The sequence below is a fragment of the Roseobacter sp. OBYS 0001 genome, assembly GCF_019654895.1.
In the GTDB taxonomy this organism is placed as follows: Bacteria; Pseudomonadota; Alphaproteobacteria; order Rhodobacterales; family Rhodobacteraceae; genus Roseobacter; species Roseobacter litoralis.
Genome location: NZ_BPES01000001.1, coordinates 653275 through 670751 on the forward strand (window position 1 = coordinate 653275; position 17477 = coordinate 670751).

At 56.8% G+C, this 17477-nt stretch carries 17 protein-coding genes; 5 read left to right on the top strand and 12 right to left on the bottom strand.

What is annotated here, in order from left to right:
• Positions 1–88 precede the first annotated feature (88 nt).
• From K5Q35_RS03150 to K5Q35_RS03190, 9 genes are all read right to left on the bottom strand, one after another.
• On the bottom strand, positions 89–712 hold the full coding sequence (locus K5Q35_RS03150; RefSeq protein WP_013961578.1) for a TetR/AcrR family transcriptional regulator: 624 nt from the start codon (positions 710–712) through the stop codon (positions 89–91).
• Complete coding sequence (gene ppk2 / locus K5Q35_RS03155) at positions 705–1574, bottom strand: polyphosphate kinase 2 (protein WP_220798396.1); 870 nt, start codon at positions 1572–1574, stop codon at positions 705–707. Before ppk2 ends, K5Q35_RS03150 begins: the two co-directional genes overlap by 8 nt.
• A gap of 48 nt (positions 1575–1622) precedes the next feature.
• Positions 1623–2603, bottom strand: a complete 981-nt coding sequence (locus tag K5Q35_RS03160) for an alpha/beta fold hydrolase (protein WP_220798751.1) — start codon at positions 2601–2603, stop codon at positions 1623–1625.
• Positions 2587–3504: a homoserine O-succinyltransferase gene (gene metA, locus K5Q35_RS03165; protein ID WP_220798397.1), complete on the bottom strand. Its 918-nt coding sequence runs from the start codon at positions 3502–3504 to the stop codon at positions 2587–2589. The genes K5Q35_RS03160 and metA overlap by 17 nt, the downstream gene beginning before the upstream one ends.
• 91 nt (positions 3505–3595) lie before the next feature.
• A complete protein-coding gene (locus tag K5Q35_RS03170) occupies positions 3596–4444 on the bottom strand; it encodes a hypothetical protein (protein WP_013961582.1) in 849 nt (282 codons plus the stop codon).
• Between the two features lie 79 nt (positions 4445–4523).
• On the bottom strand, positions 4524–5435 hold the full coding sequence (locus tag K5Q35_RS03175) for a DMT family transporter (RefSeq protein WP_220798752.1): 912 nt from the start codon (positions 5433–5435) through the stop codon (positions 4524–4526).
• 107 nt (positions 5436–5542) lie between these two features.
• Positions 5543–6664 (bottom strand): outer membrane protein transport protein, encoded by a 1122-nt coding sequence (locus K5Q35_RS03180; RefSeq protein ID WP_220798398.1) that lies wholly within the window; start codon positions 6662–6664, stop codon positions 5543–5545.
• Between the two features lie 133 nt (positions 6665–6797).
• The gene (locus tag K5Q35_RS03185; protein ID WP_220798399.1) at positions 6798–7661 is read right to left on the bottom strand and encodes a DMT family transporter; all 864 of its coding nucleotides are present in this window, start codon (positions 7659–7661) and stop codon (positions 6798–6800) included.
• A 1259-nt stretch (positions 7662–8920) separates the two neighbouring features.
• Positions 8921–9511: a TetR/AcrR family transcriptional regulator gene (locus tag K5Q35_RS03190; RefSeq protein ID WP_220798400.1), complete on the bottom strand. Its 591-nt coding sequence runs from the start codon at positions 9509–9511 to the stop codon at positions 8921–8923.
• 78 nt (positions 9512–9589) lie between these two features.
• On the opposite strand from K5Q35_RS03190, the gene K5Q35_RS03195 reads away from it, so the two are divergent.
• The 5 genes from K5Q35_RS03195 to K5Q35_RS03215 all read left to right on the top strand — a co-directional run bounded on the left by K5Q35_RS03195 (position 9590) and on the right by K5Q35_RS03215 (position 14945).
• A complete protein-coding gene (locus K5Q35_RS03195; RefSeq protein WP_220798401.1) occupies positions 9590–10999 on the top strand; it encodes an NAD(P)/FAD-dependent oxidoreductase in 1410 nt (469 codons plus the stop codon).
• Entirely contained in the window at positions 10986–11735 is a 750-nt protein-coding gene (locus K5Q35_RS03200; RefSeq protein ID WP_220798402.1) for an alpha/beta fold hydrolase, read from the top strand. Before K5Q35_RS03195 ends, K5Q35_RS03200 begins: the two co-directional genes overlap by 14 nt.
• Before the next feature lie 274 nt (positions 11736–12009).
• Positions 12010–12714: a S9 family peptidase gene (locus K5Q35_RS03205; protein WP_220798403.1), complete on the top strand. Its 705-nt coding sequence runs from the start codon at positions 12010–12012 to the stop codon at positions 12712–12714.
• 95 nt (positions 12715–12809) lie between these two features.
• The gene (locus tag K5Q35_RS03210) at positions 12810–13439 is read left to right on the top strand and encodes a histidine phosphatase family protein (protein ID WP_220798404.1); all 630 of its coding nucleotides are present in this window, start codon (positions 12810–12812) and stop codon (positions 13437–13439) included.
• A gap of 714 nt (positions 13440–14153) precedes the next feature.
• Positions 14154–14945, top strand: a complete 792-nt coding sequence (locus K5Q35_RS03215) for an alpha/beta hydrolase (RefSeq protein ID WP_220798405.1) — start codon at positions 14154–14156, stop codon at positions 14943–14945.
• 296 nt (positions 14946–15241) lie between these two features.
• Here K5Q35_RS03215 and K5Q35_RS03220 read toward each other — a convergent pair whose 3' ends face one another.
• The 3 genes from K5Q35_RS03220 to K5Q35_RS03230 all read right to left on the bottom strand — a co-directional run bounded on the left by K5Q35_RS03220 (position 15242) and on the right by K5Q35_RS03230 (position 16606).
• Positions 15242–15382 (bottom strand): hypothetical protein, encoded by a 141-nt coding sequence (locus tag K5Q35_RS03220; protein WP_220798406.1) that lies wholly within the window; start codon positions 15380–15382, stop codon positions 15242–15244.
• Positions 15383–15394: 12 nt separating this feature from the next.
• Positions 15395–16048, bottom strand: coding sequence for a CatB-related O-acetyltransferase (locus tag K5Q35_RS03225; RefSeq protein WP_013961595.1), 654 nt, complete (start codon positions 16046–16048; stop codon positions 15395–15397).
• A gap of 183 nt (positions 16049–16231) precedes the next feature.
• Positions 16232–16606: a nuclear transport factor 2 family protein gene (locus tag K5Q35_RS03230; RefSeq protein WP_220798407.1), complete on the bottom strand. Its 375-nt coding sequence runs from the start codon at positions 16604–16606 to the stop codon at positions 16232–16234.
• Positions 16607–17477: the final 871 nt, after the last annotated feature.

Genomic DNA, 17477 nt, shown 5'->3' on the forward strand with positions numbered 1-17477 from the left:
CTGCAGATTGTGCCGTTTCGTGGGCTGAACAGCTGCGCCAGAAACCATCTGGGATGCGCTCAAATCCACATATGGTGCATTGCAGGTGCTAATCTGACTGGTCTGGCTTGATCAGACCAAGACCGCGCAGGTAAATGCCGATGCCGGTTTCGAGCAATTCATCCGCTGGAAACGGTGAGGCGCGACCGGGCGAGTTTCGTGCAAAGAGTTCGACAACCCCGTGACTCAGCGCCCAGATATGCGCTGAAAACATCGACGCAGGCGGGCGTTTGTCCATTGGGATATGCTCGCTGAGGTCTGCCGCTGCTTTTTCCATGACGGCGTTGGCGCGGGTGGAAACAGCTGCCAGTTCGACCGTGCGGTTCACCGAAATTCCGCTTTCAAACATGGCGATATAGTGACCGGGATGTTTGCGCGCAAAAGCCAGATAGGCCCGACCCGTCGCTGAAAAGGCGGCAAGCGCTGAAGGCTGCCCTTTTTGATAGGCAAACTCCATCAAATCAGCAAAGATTTCATAGCCTTGGCGCGCGGCCTCCGCGATCAGATCATCGCGCCCTTCAAAATGACGGTAGACGGCGGCGGGTGTCACACCTGCCTGTTTTGCGGCCTCTGACAGGGTGAACCCGGTCGGACCTTTCGCCTCAATCAACTGCAGGGCCGCATCCACCAGTGCCTGACGCAGATTCCCGTGGTGGTATCCGCGTTTAGGCATGCCAGACGTCCAGACCGCCGCAAATTGATGTATCCAGCGCGCCAAGTGCTGCGGTGTCTTTGTGCGTATACTCCAGACCAAGCAAAACGCGGCGGATCACGTTCAACCGTGCGCGGCGTTTGTCATCTGACCGCACCACGGTCCAGGGCACATCCGGATGATCGGTGCGTTCCAGCGTTTCCGAGATGGCCTTTGTGTAGGCGTCCCAACGCTTCAGACCCTCCACATCAATCCAGCTGAGTTTCCATTGCTTGAGGGGGTCACGCTCGCGTTTGAGCATCCGGCGCAATTGTTCTGCGCGCCCCACATTGAGCCAGAATTTGAAAACATGGACGTTGTCTTCGACGAGCATTTGTTCAAAGGGCGTCACTTGTGCAAAGAAATGCGCGCGCTGCTCATCCGTGCAAAAGTCAAACACATGCTCCACCACGCCGCGATTATACCAGCTGCGGTCAAAAAACGTGATCTCGCCACCGGCGGGCAAGTGTTGGATATAGCGTTGGAAGTACCACTGTGTTTTCTCGGTATCCGTAGGGGTCGACAATGCCGCAATGCGCGCCCCACGTGGATTCAGATTGGTTCGAAAGCGGCTGATCGTGCCGCCTTTTCCCGCGCCATCGCGCCCTTCAAAGACGCAGGCAATTCGCGCACCACTGGCCTTGGCCCAAGCCTGCATTTTGACCAGTTCGATCTGCAGTGCTGCAAGTTCACGTTCATAGGGCTTGCGCGCCATGCGTTCAGAATGAGGATAGCTGGTCGACAGGATGTCGCCACGATCTGCGCGGCGGATCGCATCGCGCACCGTCGCGGGCGCGTCGTTTTCGAAATAAGCGCTGATGGCACCGTCAAAAGGCAGATCCATGAATCCTCCGCAGGTCAGTCATGGTGTCTATATGGAATGTTAATCGGGTTAACGCAAACCTGCACGTGTCGCGGCACGCTCAATCGCGGCGACAGCGGCCTGCGGATCAGCGTGATGGGGCATGTGGCCGATGCCCTCCATCTGCGTCAGGACTGCGCCGCTGATTTGACGCGCCAGCGGTGTGGCATGTGTGGTGAGCGGCACGATCGTGTCCAGCGTGCCATGCAGGCTTTCCACGGGCAGTGTCAGGGTGTGATAGCGTTTTGACATCTCGGTGACATAGGGTTTCAGCGCGTTGACCTGTTGCGCATTGGCGCGCAGGGTCGCGCGGCGCAGCGTCATATCGGCCCCGAAATGCGCCATGTAGTCGGGCGGGGGGACTTGCGGTGCGAAAATCTCGCTCAGTGTATTTTCGATGACAGCATGCGGTGTAAAGGCCGTGATCAGCGGGATAACAATCGCGCTGCCCAATCGCGTCGAATTGATCTGATAGAGCCAGCCCAATTCGCCCTCCCACGGGTTCGACGCGGCGGCGAGCAGCACCAGTGCGGCGGTGTCCTCGGGCCGCTCCAGCGCCCAGGCCAGCGCGATGGCACCGCCATAGGAATGCCCGACCACAATGGGGTTCTTGACGCCAAGTTGATCCGTCGCGCGTTGCAACAATTGTGCTTGTAGCGCGGGGGGTTCGGCTGCGATGTTCCACACCCCGCCATACCCCGGCGGGCGTTCGGAGCGGCCAAGGCCGGGGCGGTCAACAGCGATCACGCGGTAGCGCGTTTCAAGCCGCTGAGCCAGATCAAAGGTGAAATCGCGCAGGCTCCCGCTGGCCCCATGAATCAAAACAATATCAGGGCCTTGGCCTGATACCTTAAGGTGAATTCTGGTCCCTTCCACATCAATAAACTGACCGGAGGGTGGATATTGCGCCTCCACCGCAGTTTCGCGTGCACTTGCCCGCCATTGCACAAGGGCTGCGAGCCCAAGGCACAGCAGGGTGAGGATAATGAGCGATTTAACGGCCAATGGCATCAATGTCATAGGGCGTGTCTTGGTAAATCTCCGTTAACCAATTGCCATAAAGCAGATGGGCATGGCTGCGCCAGCGGTTCAGCGGCGCACGCGACGGGTCATCATCCGGGTAATAGTTCAGCGGCACGTTGATCTCGGTCCCCGAGGCCACGTCGCGATCATATTCCTGTTTCAGCGTTTCGCTATCGTATTCAAAGTGGTTGAAGATATAGAGCGCACGGTGCGCTTTGTCCTGCACCAGACACGGCCCGACCTGATCACTGCCCAGAAGCGTATTTAGTCCCGCGGCGGCGTCGATTTCGCTCTGTCGCATCTCGGTCCAGCGCGACACTGGGATCACGCATTCATCCGAAAACCCGCGCAGGTAGGGAGACGCCGGTGCAAGGTTGCGATGCCTGAAACAACCGAACGCCTTGGCCTCCAGCATGTGTTTCTGCACGCCGTGAAAGTGATTGATCATGGCCATGCCGCCCCAGCACACGCCAAAGGTGGAATGTACGTTGGTTTGTGTCCAGTCCATAACCTCGCGCAGCTCATCCCAATAGGTTACATCTTGAAAATCCAGATGTTCAATGGGCGCGCCGGTGATGATCAGCCCGTCAAATTTCTCATCTCGGATGTCCTGAAAGGGGCGGTAAAAGCTCTCCATATGTTCGGCAGCAGTGTTTTTTGTCTGATGCTCGGACATGCGGATCAGGTTGAATTCAATCTGCAGGGGTGTCGCGCCGATCAGGCGGGCAAACTGGTTCTCGGTCTGAATTTTCTTGGGCATCAGGTTCAACAGCCCAATGCGCAGCGGACGAATGTCCTGACGCGCCGCCTGATCCGGGTCCATGACCATCACGCCTTCGCGCGTCAGCACGTCATAGGCAGGAAGGTCGGCAGGTATCTTGATCGGCATGGGGTCTTTCCGCTGGATGGATGAGGCAGTGCAAGTAACCTCTGTGTGTCAAACTCTCAAGGGGCGCGATGTCACGAGGCAGTGAAACTGCTCAAAGATAGCTGGCGACAAGCGCGTAAAAATCATCCGGGGTCTTCAGGGCACTGACCTCGCTGGCGGTGACGGTGATGCCCCAGCGCGACATGGCCTGATATCGCGGCTGGCGGTGGGCGAGGGCCTTGGCATAGGTGAAACGAATGAAATCATCGGGATCGACCTCGGTTTCGGTGCAGTTTTTTTCGCTGAGGTATTCGCGCCAAACACGGGTCAGAAACGCCGGCTGATAGGCCATGGGTTTGGGCGCGCGATCAAAGCGGCGTATCAATTCCTGCGTATGGGCTTCATCACCCTTGATCCAGATCATCAGGCAATGATTTGCCAGTTCAGTCATCAGCGGGTCGGCGTCATCTTCCGGGTCGACCCATTCACAGATGGACCCGCCGGTGTCGCAGATGAAATTGGGATAGCCATAAAGGTCTTCTGCGCGCTTTGCGAAATGCGCGGTGTCCTGCAGGGCGGCGATTTCAGCGCGTTGGAACTGGTCCTGGCGGCGTTCGTATTCCTGAAAGGGCAGCCCTGATTTTGCCGGGTTGCCGGGCTTGCCCAGATAGGTGGCAACCGGGGACAGGTTATCAAAGGTGATGTTTGAGCCAATGTAGATACTGTCGCTCATCAGCAGATCGCGCAGGAACGGGACCTTCATCGCCTCAAGTTTCGCATTATCCGCGATGTATTCGCCCATATATCGCGTGCCGATGCGGTAATCGATGGAGTAGTGAAACCATGAACCACTGGCGCGCAGCAGGTTGGACATATGCGTTTTGCCAAGTCCGGACATGCCAAAGACCAGAACGGATTTGCGCGGGGCTGCGTGCCAGTCGGACGCGGAAGAATAGAGCATGGGATGCCCCTTTGGGACTTGAAAACCTGTCGCCTGTGGTAGCGCCGCCGCGCGGAGGCGTCAATCAATCGGCTGTGTGCTAAACGGCGGGCCGCAGCCATGACCACACCCGCCCATCCAGAACCGCCAGTCCGATCGCCAAAAGCGCAAAGCCCACATAGGCATTCGGCGCAAGCGTTTCATTCAGCAAGAGCGCGCCTGCTGTGATGGCAACCGGGGGAATAAGAAGCGTGACGAGCATGAGATTACCGCTGCCTGCGCGCTGCAGAACGAAGTAATAAAGCAGATACGCCCCTGCGGTGCCAATCAGCGCATAATATCCGATGGCGAGCCACGTGACGGGGTGCAAGGCCAAGGATATTGGGCCCTCGAACAGCATGGCGAGGGGCAGGGTGATGATGCTCGAACCTGTCAGCATACCGGCAGCGGCCAGTTGCGGGGGCAGGCCCGACAGCGTGCTGCGCGCCCAAGCGCTTGCCAACGCATAAGAGATCGTTCCGGCAATCACGGCAATCTGCGCCAGCGAGCGCAGATCGAATTGCGCCAGATTGTCGACGCCGATTGCCGTCGCCACCCCCAGAAAACCCAGCCCAACGCCGAAAGCCTTGCGCAGCGTAAGACGTTCATCGGCAAAACAAAGAGCGGCGACCAGAACGCCGAAAATGGCCGTCGCGGCATTCAGGATGGAGGTCAGGCCGCTTTCGATGTGCAATTGCCCCCAAGCCATCAGCGAAAACGGGATGACATTGTTCAAAAGACCCATGATCAGAAAGGCGCGCCAGACGGCGAGATCGCGCGGGATTTTGATGCGCAGGGCAAAGACGACACCCCAAAGGACCAGCATGGCCCAGAACGTGCGATGCGCAACCGACGTGAGAGGTCCAATCTCGTTGAGTGCGATGCGGATCGAGACAAAGGATGCGCCCCAGATCGTGCCAAGTAGAACAAGCGCAACCCATGCGCTGCCGGAGATGGTTTTCTGTTCAATCATGCGGGCAAGGTAGAAATTGCCATGACCACGGTCCACCCGAATCCTGCGCAAAGAAAACGCCCGCGCGGGATGTCCGGGCGGGCGTTCAAATGCAATGTCTTTTCAGATCAGAAACGGTATCCAACCTTGACCCCAAAAGCGATGACGTCGTTGTTGTTGAATTCTGCAGCCGGGTTTCCCTGAACCGCAGTCGTTGTGTCGCCGATGCGAATATAGCGCACACCTGCGGTGATCTCGTATTTACCCTGCGAGTAGATCGCCGCGAGGCTGATGCTTTCCTGCCCATCTGCCGGACCGAGGTTGGTAAAGAGGTTCCCGGTGTTTTCCTCATATCCGATCGACCCCGCAACCGACCAGTTCTCGTTGATCCGATGCCCGACACCTAATGTGTAGGTGATCACGTCTTCTTCATAACTGAGCAGGGGTTGCCCCACTCGTTCCAAATAGAGCGATGGGTCCAACGCAAAGTCAGACCAGTCAACCCAGCGCACGCCACCGAACATGAGTGTGTCCTGTGCCACGCCGGTCTGGAACTCAAGATTCAAAGACTGCGGTGTTGAAAAATTCGTGGAGGTTTCGCGAGACAAAGCGCCACCAGACAGAACCTCAACCGTATCGACATCATGATGTATTTCAGAGTTGTAGGTCAGCGAGACCCTCAGAGCGATATCAGGACGTTCATAGGCCACGCCCCCCACATAACCGATACCGTAGTGCACATCGGCATCGGCGGTGTAGTTTAAAGCTGGTCCGCCGATGTTAGAGAAAATAACGTCCGCGTCGGCTTCTGCGGATTGCAGACGTAGACCGCCATAAACGGAAAAACCCGAACCTGCGTTGTATTGGAGCAATCCCGTCAAAGCGCGGCTGGTAAAATTGGCATTGGATGTCTGAGCGAAGTACCCGGTGCCATCCGAATAATTTGTCTCAGCACCATAGGGTTCGTCGTAGATGATCGCGTAGGACCAGGTGTCGTTAATGTCGGCTTTATATGCTGCACCAAACCGAAAGTAGTTCTCGGCGATGTCGCCTGACCCATTCCCGTTCGGAAGGCCCGGGTTTATCGACTCGCCCGTCAAATCCGGTGACACGCTGGTCGCGCTGAATTCCAGATAGCGCCCTTCTTCGAACAGCACAGCAATAGACTGGCCAGAACGGTCAACGCCGCCTGCATGCGCGCCACCTGCGGCAAGACAAAGCGCTGCCGCGCTCGTAATATAGGTTCTCATAAATCTCCTCCCCAGAAGATGCTTTCTGCTCAAGGTTACTGTTATGTTAACGCAGATCGCCGCAATAAAGCACGTAATTGTGATGGGTCAATCGGTGACGCAGGGGAAAAAATAGCCGTGACCTAACGTCAGTTCAGGTTTTCACACGGGTTTCGGACCATATGTTTAAATAATTGCCCGCAAAAATGACGGCGGCACCTGCGAACACCCAGACATCAATCGCTTCGTTGTATAGCAACATGCCGACGATCGCGATGGCAGGCAGGCGTATGAAATCGATGGGCACGACCACGGTTGCCGGTGCCAGCGCCAGCGCATTAGTCATGCAGAAATGCGCAAGTAAACCGGCCGCGCCAATCAGAATGACCAAAGGCAAAGCTTGCATAGAGGGCATGGCAATATCGCCGTCATACCCAGCGGCGATAATGCCGAAAACAAGCTGCATCGCGGTGAGGTAGAACAGAATGCAGGTGATGCCTTGGGTGCGTGTCAGACGTTTGGTCAGCATGATCGAGAGCGCAAAGAAAATCGCGCAGGAAGCGGCGGCCACGACACCGCCGTTGATCCCTGCCATATCGGGGCGGGCTACAATTAAAATGCCGATAAATCCCATGACGGCCGCCACAGCCCGCATGAGGGTGAGCTTTTCGCCGAGGATCAACGGGGACAAAACGATAACCCACAGGGGTGAGGTGAACTCCAGCGCAAAGACCTGTGCAAGCGGAATAACCGTGACCGCGTAAAACCACAGGTTCTGACCCGTGAAATGTGCGAGGTTACGCGCAAAATGCAGCCGCATATTGCCCGTGTTCACTTGATTTAGCGTGCCCGCCCATACGGCGATGATCAGCACGATGATCACCCCGAAAAGACTGCGGAACATCATGATTTCAAAGGTATCAAGCTCGCTCGCGACTTCGCGTCCAGCCACGGCCATCGTGGAAAAGGACGCGATGGATCCAAACATCCATAGCATGGCTTTCAGTGTCGCGCTCATACCGGCTCAACCGAAGCCACCGCGTCCGCTCCTTGTGCTGCTATTTCCACTCGAGTCCCAATGCGTTTTTCAAGATTTTGATATTGATCGACAAGTATTTTCCATTCGCACTAACCGTCAAAGAGCCTGTCAAACCGGGCAGCTTTTGAATTCATTGGATTTTTCGTCCTGGTCTCGTGCACCCTACGTTCGGGAGCTATCGGTAGGCAACACGAATAATCGGGTTGAGAGAATGGAATGCAGGATGAACTGACGTTGCCCGCAAAACAAATGGCGAAGGGCAATTTGTTTGGAGGAAAACAATACGCGAACTGCCATGCGGCTTTCAAATAACAAGAGCGATCATTCCCTGCCGATGCCGCGATCCGTTTTGCAGGTCTCGTCGATCCGTCGTGTGAGGGCATCAGGGCGACGCACCTTGCCGATGGGGGGAGCGGACAGGTGAGGGGGCCGATGGTCAGGGTCAACACAAGCCTGAGCCACAGAAGGGTGCCAGTCAAACATCGCTCACCATTACTGAGCATGTCTCGAAAGATTTGCGCCCCCTTGGTGTGAGGCAAGCGTAGCGCCCAGATCACCTGCAGGCGCAGCCATATCCGTTCCCGGCGGCCCTCAGGTTCGAGAACGGCGTGATCCTTGTGCAACGCCCTTACGAATTCAAAGACTGCGAATACCTGCATAGCGGAAAGCGGCAGTGCCGCTACGATTTTTATGGCTTGCAACGTTCTTAGACCACTGGTCACCACACACAGCATCGCACTCCAAAAGGATTCGAAACTCTTCAGGTGGGATATCATCCCCCATCGACAGGATGGTGCATACCATTCGGCAAACAGATCGGCTCGTGCCCGGAGGCGTCGGCTGTGATTGTCCAAGTTTTCACCAAGACCATTTGCTCACGCATGGGCGTATCAGCGATACCCTGTAAGGCTTCTTTATTGAGGAACCCCATATCGGCTTTGACCAGCCTGTCGAGGCCGCTTTCGTGTCGCCAGTATTCAGGGCTGTATTCGCGGCCTCAGATTCCGTACTCTTTTGCGGCCCATAGCGAGCCGAGGTGGCGACTGCCGACCGGGCGCCCCAAAGTTGCGAAATTCAGCGATCGTCGCCCGATCAAGCGCTACCTGATCGGCCTGTGTGAAATGCAGTTCTCAGCCCAGACCACCGATAAAGCTGACGCGGATTGCGATGGTGGCGACCCGCGGGCTAGCGAAAACGAACGGCGGGGGACACTGGCGCGTTTTCCTTACGTCGCGAGATCACCGTATGTCGCGGCAGAGTTCCATGGCGACCTGCTCGTGTAGGAGCTTCTTGACAAGCTCTTTTGTCAGGGGCGTACCGTCCAGCGCCAGCATTCCCATAAGGCCGTCGATAAGCGCTGAAACGCGCCATGCGGCGTTTTCCGGAGTTTCGCACGTTCCAAGCCCTGCATCGACGGACTGGCGGATGAGCTTTGTGATCGTTTCATGCCATTGCACATGCCCTTCCTGCACGATGCTTGCGAGTTCGGGGTCCCGTCGCGCTTCCTCGATGGCATCAAGCCATAGCCGCCAGAACCGGAACTCAGGATCTGCGATCATCCAGTCAATGAAACGCTCCAACATGTTGTCCGATGCGGAGTCTGACAGAGCGTGTTTCAATGCTTCTATTTCCTTGGTGATGAAGGTTTTTACGACCTCGGCACGCAAATCTCCCCAAGAGCGGAAATAATGGTGAAGCAGGCCCGAGCCGACCCCGAGCTTGCGCGTCACATCTCGCGTCGCGGTTCCGGCCAGCCCTTTTTCGAGAATAACTGTATAGGCACTTTCAACGATTTGTGCGCGACGTTCTTCACCTGACAAACGCTTCATGTTGCCCCCCCTTGACACCATTAACGAATTTGAGCAATTGCTCAACTGAGCGATTGCTCAGCTCTGAGTGGGTCAAATATGGTCGAAGATGTCAAGGTTTTGATCGTCGGGGCGGGGGCTGCTGGTCTTGCCGCCGCTGCTGCACTTGAACCCTCTGGTGTGTCGTGTCTCGTGCTTGAAGCGCAATCCCGCATCGGCGGGCGCGTTCACAGCGTGGCGTATGCCGGTCAGGTTCCCTTCGAACGAGGTGCTCAAATGATCAATGGGGACATGACGGCGGTGCGGGAGCTGTCCGCGCAAGAAAAACTGCATGTGGCTTCGGTTCCGTCCACGGGGTGCGACCTGTGCTACGTCGGCGGGGACATTCTCCCGCACACCGACCTTGTGTCGGCGGAAGACTTAGAAAACCTGATGAACGATGCGATCCGCTCAAGGGCATCCCCGCCGGAAATCGTGCGCTCTCTCGGCTCGCTTAACAGGTGGTGGAAAAGCCCGAGGGAGGATGTGGGAGAGTTGCGGCGTGGTCTCGCATTGGCGGCGACCCGGATTAAGCCACCAAAGGACAGTCTTGGGGCCGCTATCCAGCGGCTTCTGCTGTGTCCCGAAGATGAAGCAATCGCACGCACGATGCTTGCAGAGCAGTATGGCGCTGATCCTGATGCGATGAGCACGTTGGCTGTCAAAACGGGCCTTGCGGCCTATGCCTCAGAACGCGGGGACGCTGAGTTCCAATTTCCAGCCGGCATGTCACGGATCGTCGAGGCGATTGCGTCAAAACTGTCACGTCAGCCGGTTTTGAACATGCCGGTTTCCCGTGTCTCTTGCGCGCCGGAGGGGCTGGAGATTGCTGCCGAGGGTAAGACCTATCATGCATCGCAGGCGATTGTTGCTGTGCCACCAACCGTCGCGCACAAAATTCAGATCGACTTCCCTGATCACGCAGCGCTTGATCGACTTTTATCTGCCTTCTCAGCGGGCGACATGATCGAGACGAGGCTGGTCTATGATCGCCCTTTTTGGCGGCATAAGGAGTATAGCGGTGCAATTACATTTGCGTCGCCAGCGGGCTTGGCAGTGCGCGACACCGGCTATGATACCGGGGGCAACCCTCAACTGACCGCCTTTTTTGGGGGGCCGGTCGCGCGCAAGCGTGCCAATTTATCCAAAGATCATCGACAGGCTCTGCTTTTGGGGGATATTGCGCGGGTGTTGGGCGATCCTGCAGGCCACCCGGTCGATGTGGATGAAGCACTATGGGTGGACCATCCACGCAGTGGGGGTGGCTACAACGCCCATGTGGGGCATGACCAACCGCCTGACACCGTTCCGCGTTTGGCGCACTGGCAAGGGTCCGTTCAGTTTGCCGGGGCCGAGTTGGATGACATCTTTGCAGGGTATGTTGAGGGGGCAATTCGGAGCGGTCGCCGCGTCGCTGCACGAATCGTCCTCGCGTTGAAAATGCAGGGGGAGCAATATGCAATCCGATGAATGCCGCGTTTTGCGGAGGGCCAGAAGCCTGTGGATTCATGGGGCAGGGCTATCGGGCCAGACGTGGCAGCCGCTGACCGCCGATCTTCCACAATCGGTGACGCCTGATCTGCCGGGACACGGCACTGCGCATGCGGCACTGCCGCCCACGGTTGAAAGCTTCGCCGAAAGGCTGCTTCCGTTGCTGAAAGACGATATGGTTTTGGTCGGTCATTCGCTCGGCGGTATGGTCGCTCTTGAATTGGCGGTGCGAAGCCCGGTCCGGTTGCGCGGGCTCATCCTGGTCGAAGCGGTCTCGACAGTGCGCGACCGTTGGATCGGACGCGTTGGTCCGCCTGTTGCGCGCCCCGTGCTGAAGTATCTGCCGAGGTCTTTGCTGGAGCGCATGGCAGGCGCCGGGCAATCGCGCCCTGCCATTAAAGAAACGCGTCGCTGGCTTTCACGAATGAAGCGTGACCAGATCGTAGCCGCCTTTGATGCCGCCCGGTTTTATGATGGAAGACGTCATCTGGCCAAGGTGACAACGCCAACACTGGTCATCGTCGGAACAGAAAACACGGCAACGCATCGAGGTGCGCGCCTCATCGCAAATTCGCTCAAAGGTGCCGAATTCGAGACCCTTGACGGTGGGCACATGCTGCACATCGACAATCCAGATGGTCTGCGCCGTACAATCGAGACGTTCCTTGCCCGCACTCGAAGCGGAACCCGCTCGAATGAGAAACACAAAAAATGAAAGGCTTCCCATGAAGAGAAAAGAACGCTCCTTCTTTGCTATTTTAGTTGCCATCGCAGTCGCTGTATTCGTCGCGATCACGCAAAGCGATTGAGGACGCAGGCAACGCCCGGACGCGGCAAGGTCCTGCCGGACTAAACGGTGTCTATGCGGCTTTGAGATCGGCGCGGGTTCCCGCAAACAAGCATGAATGGAAAAGCGCCGCGTTTACTAAACAGGCATCTTGTTAACCGAGCGGCACACCTGTCGCCCCCCCCAGAAATGGAAAAGAACCATGAAACACTTATTTCGGCACAGACATATCAGCGCTTGGCATTTAGCCGCAGTGGCTGCTTTAACACTATCGGCCCTCGCAGGGACCGCAGCCGCGCAAACCGTGCTGCGCGGACTGCCAGATCATATCAACCCCAGCGCCCGCTACATTATCTACGTTCACGGACGCATTATCGAGCACGAAGGTCCAAAGGCGGTGTCGGAACGGTTTGGTCCTTATGAATTCGCCGAGATAACGGAAGGCCTTTCGGCACGGGGCCATGTCGTGATTGCAGAACTGCGCGACCCCGGTGGGCTGGATTATGTCGGCACGATTGTGGGGCATGTCCAAGCCTTGCAAGATGCTGGCGTCCCAGAGGAAAGCATCACGGTGGTTGGGTTCAGCAAAGGTGGATACATGACCCTTCGCGCGGCCCGACAGCTGAACGAGCCAGATGTCAACTACGCGATCCTCGCCGGTTGCATTGGCGAGGCCGTATCAGGGGAAGATCTGTCTGCAGACGGCCTAGAGGGTCGCGTACTGTCGATGGCCGATACTGCCGATGACCTTGGTTTCCCATGTTCCCCGTTGTTTGAACGCAACCCGCAGCTCGACAGCCCTCTATCGATGGTCTTCCACGAAGGTTCGGGCCACGGGCTGTTCTATGCCGCTGATCCCTTGTGGATGCGGCCGTTGCTCGACTGGATCGATGCTGGTTCTCCTTAACGAGGCCAATGCGCATGGCCGTTGGCAGACCGGCTTTGAGAGTAGCTATTAATCCCAACAGAGTGCGCTGTTGGATCTATTGACTGGAATGAAAGATGAACAGAATTGCCAGATATCTGACGCACCCGCAGGTCGTGATAGATCAAACCATCCCGATACCTGAATGGGGGCTGTCGCGGGTCGGTCGCGACCGAACCGAGCACCTTGCGTGCGCCTGCCCTTGGCCGAACACGACGCATATCGTGACCAGCACTGAACGGAAGGCACTTGAGACTGCCGCATCCCTCGCCGCAGCGTGGGCCTGTCCTGTGGACGTAAGACCTAACATGCATGAAAACGACCGGAGCGCGACCGGATTTCTTCCACCGACCGCGTTTGAGGCGGCGGCTGATTGCTTCTTTGCACGGCCAAATGAGAGCTTTCATGGCTGGGAGACGGCCAAGGATGCACAGGCACGTATCCTGCGCGAGGTCATTGAGTTCCTGTGGCACCACAGCGGCCGAGATGTTCTGTTTGTCGGACATGGTGCTGTGGGCACGCTGCTCTACTGTGCTTTGACCAAACGTCCGATCGACCGAAGATACGATCAAGCGAACGGCGGCGGTTACTGGTTTTCCTTTGACATCGACAGCCGACAGGTTCTCCATCACTGGCGGTCGATGGAGGCCGCTGCAGTGACGCGCAACGATACCCGATCGACACAAACACAGCGGCGGCACTCATGACACACCAACCGCATTCAGGCAGGTGGCTTTTGTGGTTGGCTAGATTACCCCCGGCACCAATATACTGGAGAGAGCAGGTGCGTTCTGTGACAGGCCGGAGGCGCAGTTCGGAGCAGAGCGCACCTGAACACTCGACTGCACGATCGCATGGCGCAAATATCCAACAAAGCCGATGTTGTCTGTCACCACGCCAACCGACGGCAATGCCGCAGCACCTCGAAACGGCGGAATGGGGGCGTGGATCTGCAAAAACCCGCACTAATTGTGCGCAGTTTCGTGGACCTCGGCGCCGAAAGAACCGGCTTGGCCGAGGCGTTCGGCAGCCAGTTTTTCGGCGGAGCTTTGTGAGATTTTGACGTTAACAAGACCAGCGTTTGCGTCATACCGCAAAGCATTTCCACCCTTGCCTCAGATGAGCCGAATACAGCATAAATACCGGCGAATGCAGGCGGCAAGCAAAGCGTCACGAGATCAAAGCAATCGGAACGGCAACACGTATGAAGCTGTCGCTGCGGACGACGGGGCGGGCAGGAAAACCTTCGCTGCATCAGGTTCACTTGTTGGTTCGGCATCCAACCCTCCAAATTCCATTGGGGTCGCTGAGCGAGTGGTTGAGGCGGAAGAGGGGCGGCGTGAAGCCATGGGCCGCCAAAATCAATCTTGATAAGGAAATAGGCAAGAATGTGTGCAACACAGAGTTCCTCAAGCGCCTTAATGCATCAGGATGAAGTCCTTTTGATCCACGGACTGGGATGCCAGGGCACTGTTTGGGACCCGCTACGAGCCTACCTCGACGCGCGAGGGATGAAATGTCACGCGCCGACCTTACTAAAAGCGCATCGGCCAAAGTGTCTGCCCGGGTTGAAAGCGCCTGCAAAGGGATTGGACGAATTCGTCTCGGAGGTCCGCTCATTATGCCGGGCGTCAACGTCGCGGACAGGCCGACCTCCTGTCGTAATTGGTCACTCCATGGGGGGTCTCATTGCGCAGATCGTGGCAGCGGAGGGTCTTTGCACAAAGGCAGTGTTCCTCGCCCCGGCACCGCCCAAGGCGATACCGAACCGATCACCTTGGATACTTTGGTGTTTCGCAAATGTACTTTTTTCCGGAGACACAGCGCGGTTTCACAAAGCTTGGCGTCGTGGTGCGAGGGATGTACTTCTCTACCCGCTTTCGAAACGTCGGCAAGATCGGGCATTGCGTGACATGGTTTACGAGCCCGGGCAGCTCTTTGCTGATATGACCATGGGCATCGACATCGCGCCAGATAGCCTGCGCATCCCAACGCTGACCGTTGCTGCTGGTCGGGACCGCGCGGTGCCTGCGACAGTCGTGCGGCAGATTGCGGAGTACTATTCGGTGTCGCCCGTGCCTTCTACGTTTCGGATGTATCCACGAAGTGGCCATTGGCTCCTTGACGATCCGCACAGTGCGGAGCTGTACGGAGATCTGGCGGATTGGATAGAAGCTTCCAGTGCCACGGTGCCGAGTACTGTTTCGCTGTGACAAGATAATGCGGCATGCCCGGCCCGGCAGGCATGCCTGGGCCGGTTCACCCCAATCACAAAAGTGCCGCCAGAACTTTTGACGAGATTGACAGCAAGCGCCCGTCTAAACTCGGCTTACCGACCAATTGCGCACCCATTGGCAACCATTTGAGTCCCGCCCGATGGGAAGCGTGACCACAGGCCAGTCCAGCACTGTCACCGGCAGGGTTTTGAGCGTGATGTCAGTTCATGCAGCAGGATTGCGGCGCGCCTTAACCGACGACTGCGGATGTAACCTGCCACAGTTTTGCCGGTTTAGGCGGCGAATTGCCGTTGGAAGTGATGATGCGTCATTCCGGCCTCACGCGCGAGGTCTGCGGTGCGCCAGGGTGCTGCAATGTCCGCCTCAATCCTGTTACAGACCTGTGCGATGCGCGATGGTGCCGTCATGGTCATTGGATACTGCCTTTACGGTGCTGCGGCGCGCAAGCCCGCCACATCTCCGGCCTCGATGGCTGGAATAGCGTTCTCGATCGCCTTCGTCGGCCAGTCCCACCAGCGAAGCCCAAGCAGCGTTTCGATATCCTGCTCGGTGTAGCGCATGCGGATAACCTCCGCCGGGTTGCCGCCAACGATGGCATAGTCAGGGATTTTTCCGCGGACAACTGCATTTGCGGCTACGATAACGCCGTTTCCAAGTTCTGCGCCAGGCAAGAGTGTCGCGCGACGTCCAATCCAGCAATCATTGCCGACGATCGTGTCGTGCCCGCGAGGAAGGTCCGATCGGTAGCTTGCGAACCGAGGGGGATCAAAAATTGCAAAAGGGTAGGTTGAGACACCGGACATCGGATGGTTTGCGGTCGCCGTGATGAACTCTACACCCTGCGCGATCTGGCAAAAACGCCCGATGATAAGGCGTTCGGGCGCTCCCTGAAACAGGTAGGGTGCAAGAGTTTCCGCATAGTCCTGGGGCAGGCGTCGGTCATGATAATATGTCCAGTCACCGATCTCGATATTGGGATGATCGATGACCTGATTGAGAAAGACGGTTGCAGGATCGTGTGACCCGTCAGGAAAGAGGAGGGGGTTTCGACGTTTCGGGTCTGGCAGAGCAAATGGCATTCGGTTTCTCCTTTTCGGACGTACGGTTTCAGAACCGCGTATAGTCAAGGTAATCAGTGTCTTGTTTGATGGTTCTCAATTCAAGAAAGCGGGGCGGTTTGATCTGACACGGTGCCGATAGTTGCTATGTGCCTCATGGAAAGGGCACCTTCGCAGGGCCGGACGGGCCTCCAACCGGTTGGCTCAGGCCGTTCGCGTTGCAGGGATATCCCAAACCTCCGAGACCCTTCCGTCGATAATGCGCCAAACCACGACTACATCAAACTCCATTACTTTTTCACCTTTTCCAAGTTGGTTGCGGCTATGCACTACCACAAGCTCGTCTCCAACAGCCTGAACGGCCTGCGGCTGAATCACAAAATTCCCTTTGCCGTAACTACGGACCTTCTGGAAGAAATCGGCAATTCCAGCCATACCTTTGTAAGATCCTGCCAATTCCGGCGCGTCGGGGTTGAAAAAATGCCAAACGACGTCTGGATGAAACACATCCGCACTGGCGATCATGTCAGCCGTGTCGATCCTTGCGATAACGTCGATGTTTGGATGAGTGCCTTTCATGTCGCGTTTGCCTTGGTCTGTTTCAATCTGCCTCTGTAGTTGCAAATGCCCAAGGTGCGTGTCTCGTGGTGATTCGAACGCCGTCCAATCGGGGTGAGTTGAGGCGGAAGCAGATATCCCTCAATGATGCTGCAGGCGCGCGCGGGATCGTTGAGTCACCATCTGGGTTCCAATCTATTGCGACATGAGCGTTTATCTGCGCGCCATCATCCGGTAGGGGCGCGATATCACCCCGTTCGACCGTAATGCGCCAGATCGAACTCAGATAATTCTCCAGATCGAAAATCATTTGATTCTTGCCACGATTTGTTCTCACCAAAGCACGACCGCTTACTTAATTGAGCATATGCTCAACTCGGTTGAGAATGTCAATGTGCTGCTTGAGGATCGGAGCTAGTGGCTTTGCTGGTGCAGGTATCTTGCCATGGTTGATTGATGCTGCGGTCTCTATTTCCCGGTCGCGGATAGCGAGAGCAGACGCGTGGAGTCTGGCTGCTGCACTACGGCTTCTCCTTTCTGACAATAGCCCTTGTCCTCCAACGGTCCCTTTATGCCGTTTGGTCTTTCGGGCTCAGATGGAACATATCGCTCTGCTCAAGCAACACGTTTCGAGCACAGAGGGACTGGCGCCGCGTTGGGTCGTCTTACTAGCCGTCGCCATTGGTTTTTACGTTTTGCAGAGCTTCTCGTTCTCTCTGGATCGCAAGACCAAATTCGGCCAGTACTTGATATCCTTTTGGTTTTGGTCGTTGTCGTCTCTCTCGCTCTATTGGGGATGCATCCATCAAGCGAGCTGGATCAAGTCACCGAGGAATGGACACATATCAACGTGCGGCAGGGCAAGACGTACGAAAAGAGTGCACTGGGGTGC

Bases quoted from the DNA above. Each gene is read 5' to 3' on its own strand.
- K5Q35_RS03230 (WP_220798407.1), bottom strand. From the start codon at position 16,606: ATGAAAGGCACTCATCCAAACATCGACGTTATCGCAAGGATCGACACG.
- K5Q35_RS03185 (WP_220798399.1), bottom strand. From the start codon at position 7,661: ATGAGCGCGACACTGAAAGCCATGCTATGGATGTTTGGATCCATCGCG.
- K5Q35_RS03170 (WP_013961582.1), bottom strand. From the start codon at position 4,444: ATGCTCTATTCTTCCGCGTCCGACTGGCACGCAGCCCCGCGCAAATCC.
- K5Q35_RS03175 (WP_220798752.1), bottom strand. From the start codon at position 5,435: ATGATTGAACAGAAAACCATCTCCGGCAGCGCATGGGTTGCGCTTGTT.
- K5Q35_RS03210 (WP_220798404.1), top strand. From the start codon at position 12,810: ATGAACAGAATTGCCAGATATCTGACGCACCCGCAGGTCGTGATAGAT.
- K5Q35_RS03220 (WP_220798406.1), bottom strand. From the start codon at position 15,382: ATGACCATGACGGCACCATCGCGCATCGCACAGGTCTGTAACAGGATT.
- metA (WP_220798397.1), bottom strand. From the start codon at position 3,504: ATGCCGATCAAGATACCTGCCGACCTTCCTGCCTATGACGTGCTGACG.
- K5Q35_RS03160 (WP_220798751.1), bottom strand. From the start codon at position 2,603: ATGCCATTGGCCGTTAAATCGCTCATTATCCTCACCCTGCTGTGCCTT.
- K5Q35_RS03180 (WP_220798398.1), bottom strand. From the start codon at position 6,664: ATGAGAACCTATATTACGAGCGCGGCAGCGCTTTGTCTTGCCGCAGGT.
- K5Q35_RS03195 (WP_220798401.1), top strand. From the start codon at position 9,590: ATGGTCGAAGATGTCAAGGTTTTGATCGTCGGGGCGGGGGCTGCTGGT.
- K5Q35_RS03200 (WP_220798402.1), top strand. From the start codon at position 10,986: ATGCAATCCGATGAATGCCGCGTTTTGCGGAGGGCCAGAAGCCTGTGG.
- K5Q35_RS03215 (WP_220798405.1), top strand. From the start codon at position 14,154: ATGCATCAGGATGAAGTCCTTTTGATCCACGGACTGGGATGCCAGGGC.
- K5Q35_RS03150 (WP_013961578.1), bottom strand. From the start codon at position 712: ATGCCTAAACGCGGATACCACCACGGGAATCTGCGTCAGGCACTGGTG.
- ppk2 (WP_220798396.1), bottom strand. From the start codon at position 1,574: ATGGATCTGCCTTTTGACGGTGCCATCAGCGCTTATTTCGAAAACGAC.
- K5Q35_RS03225 (WP_013961595.1), bottom strand. From the start codon at position 16,048: ATGCCATTTGCTCTGCCAGACCCGAAACGTCGAAACCCCCTCCTCTTT.
- K5Q35_RS03190 (WP_220798400.1), bottom strand. From the start codon at position 9,511: ATGAAGCGTTTGTCAGGTGAAGAACGTCGCGCACAAATCGTTGAAAGT.
- K5Q35_RS03205 (WP_220798403.1), top strand. From the start codon at position 12,010: ATGAAACACTTATTTCGGCACAGACATATCAGCGCTTGGCATTTAGCC.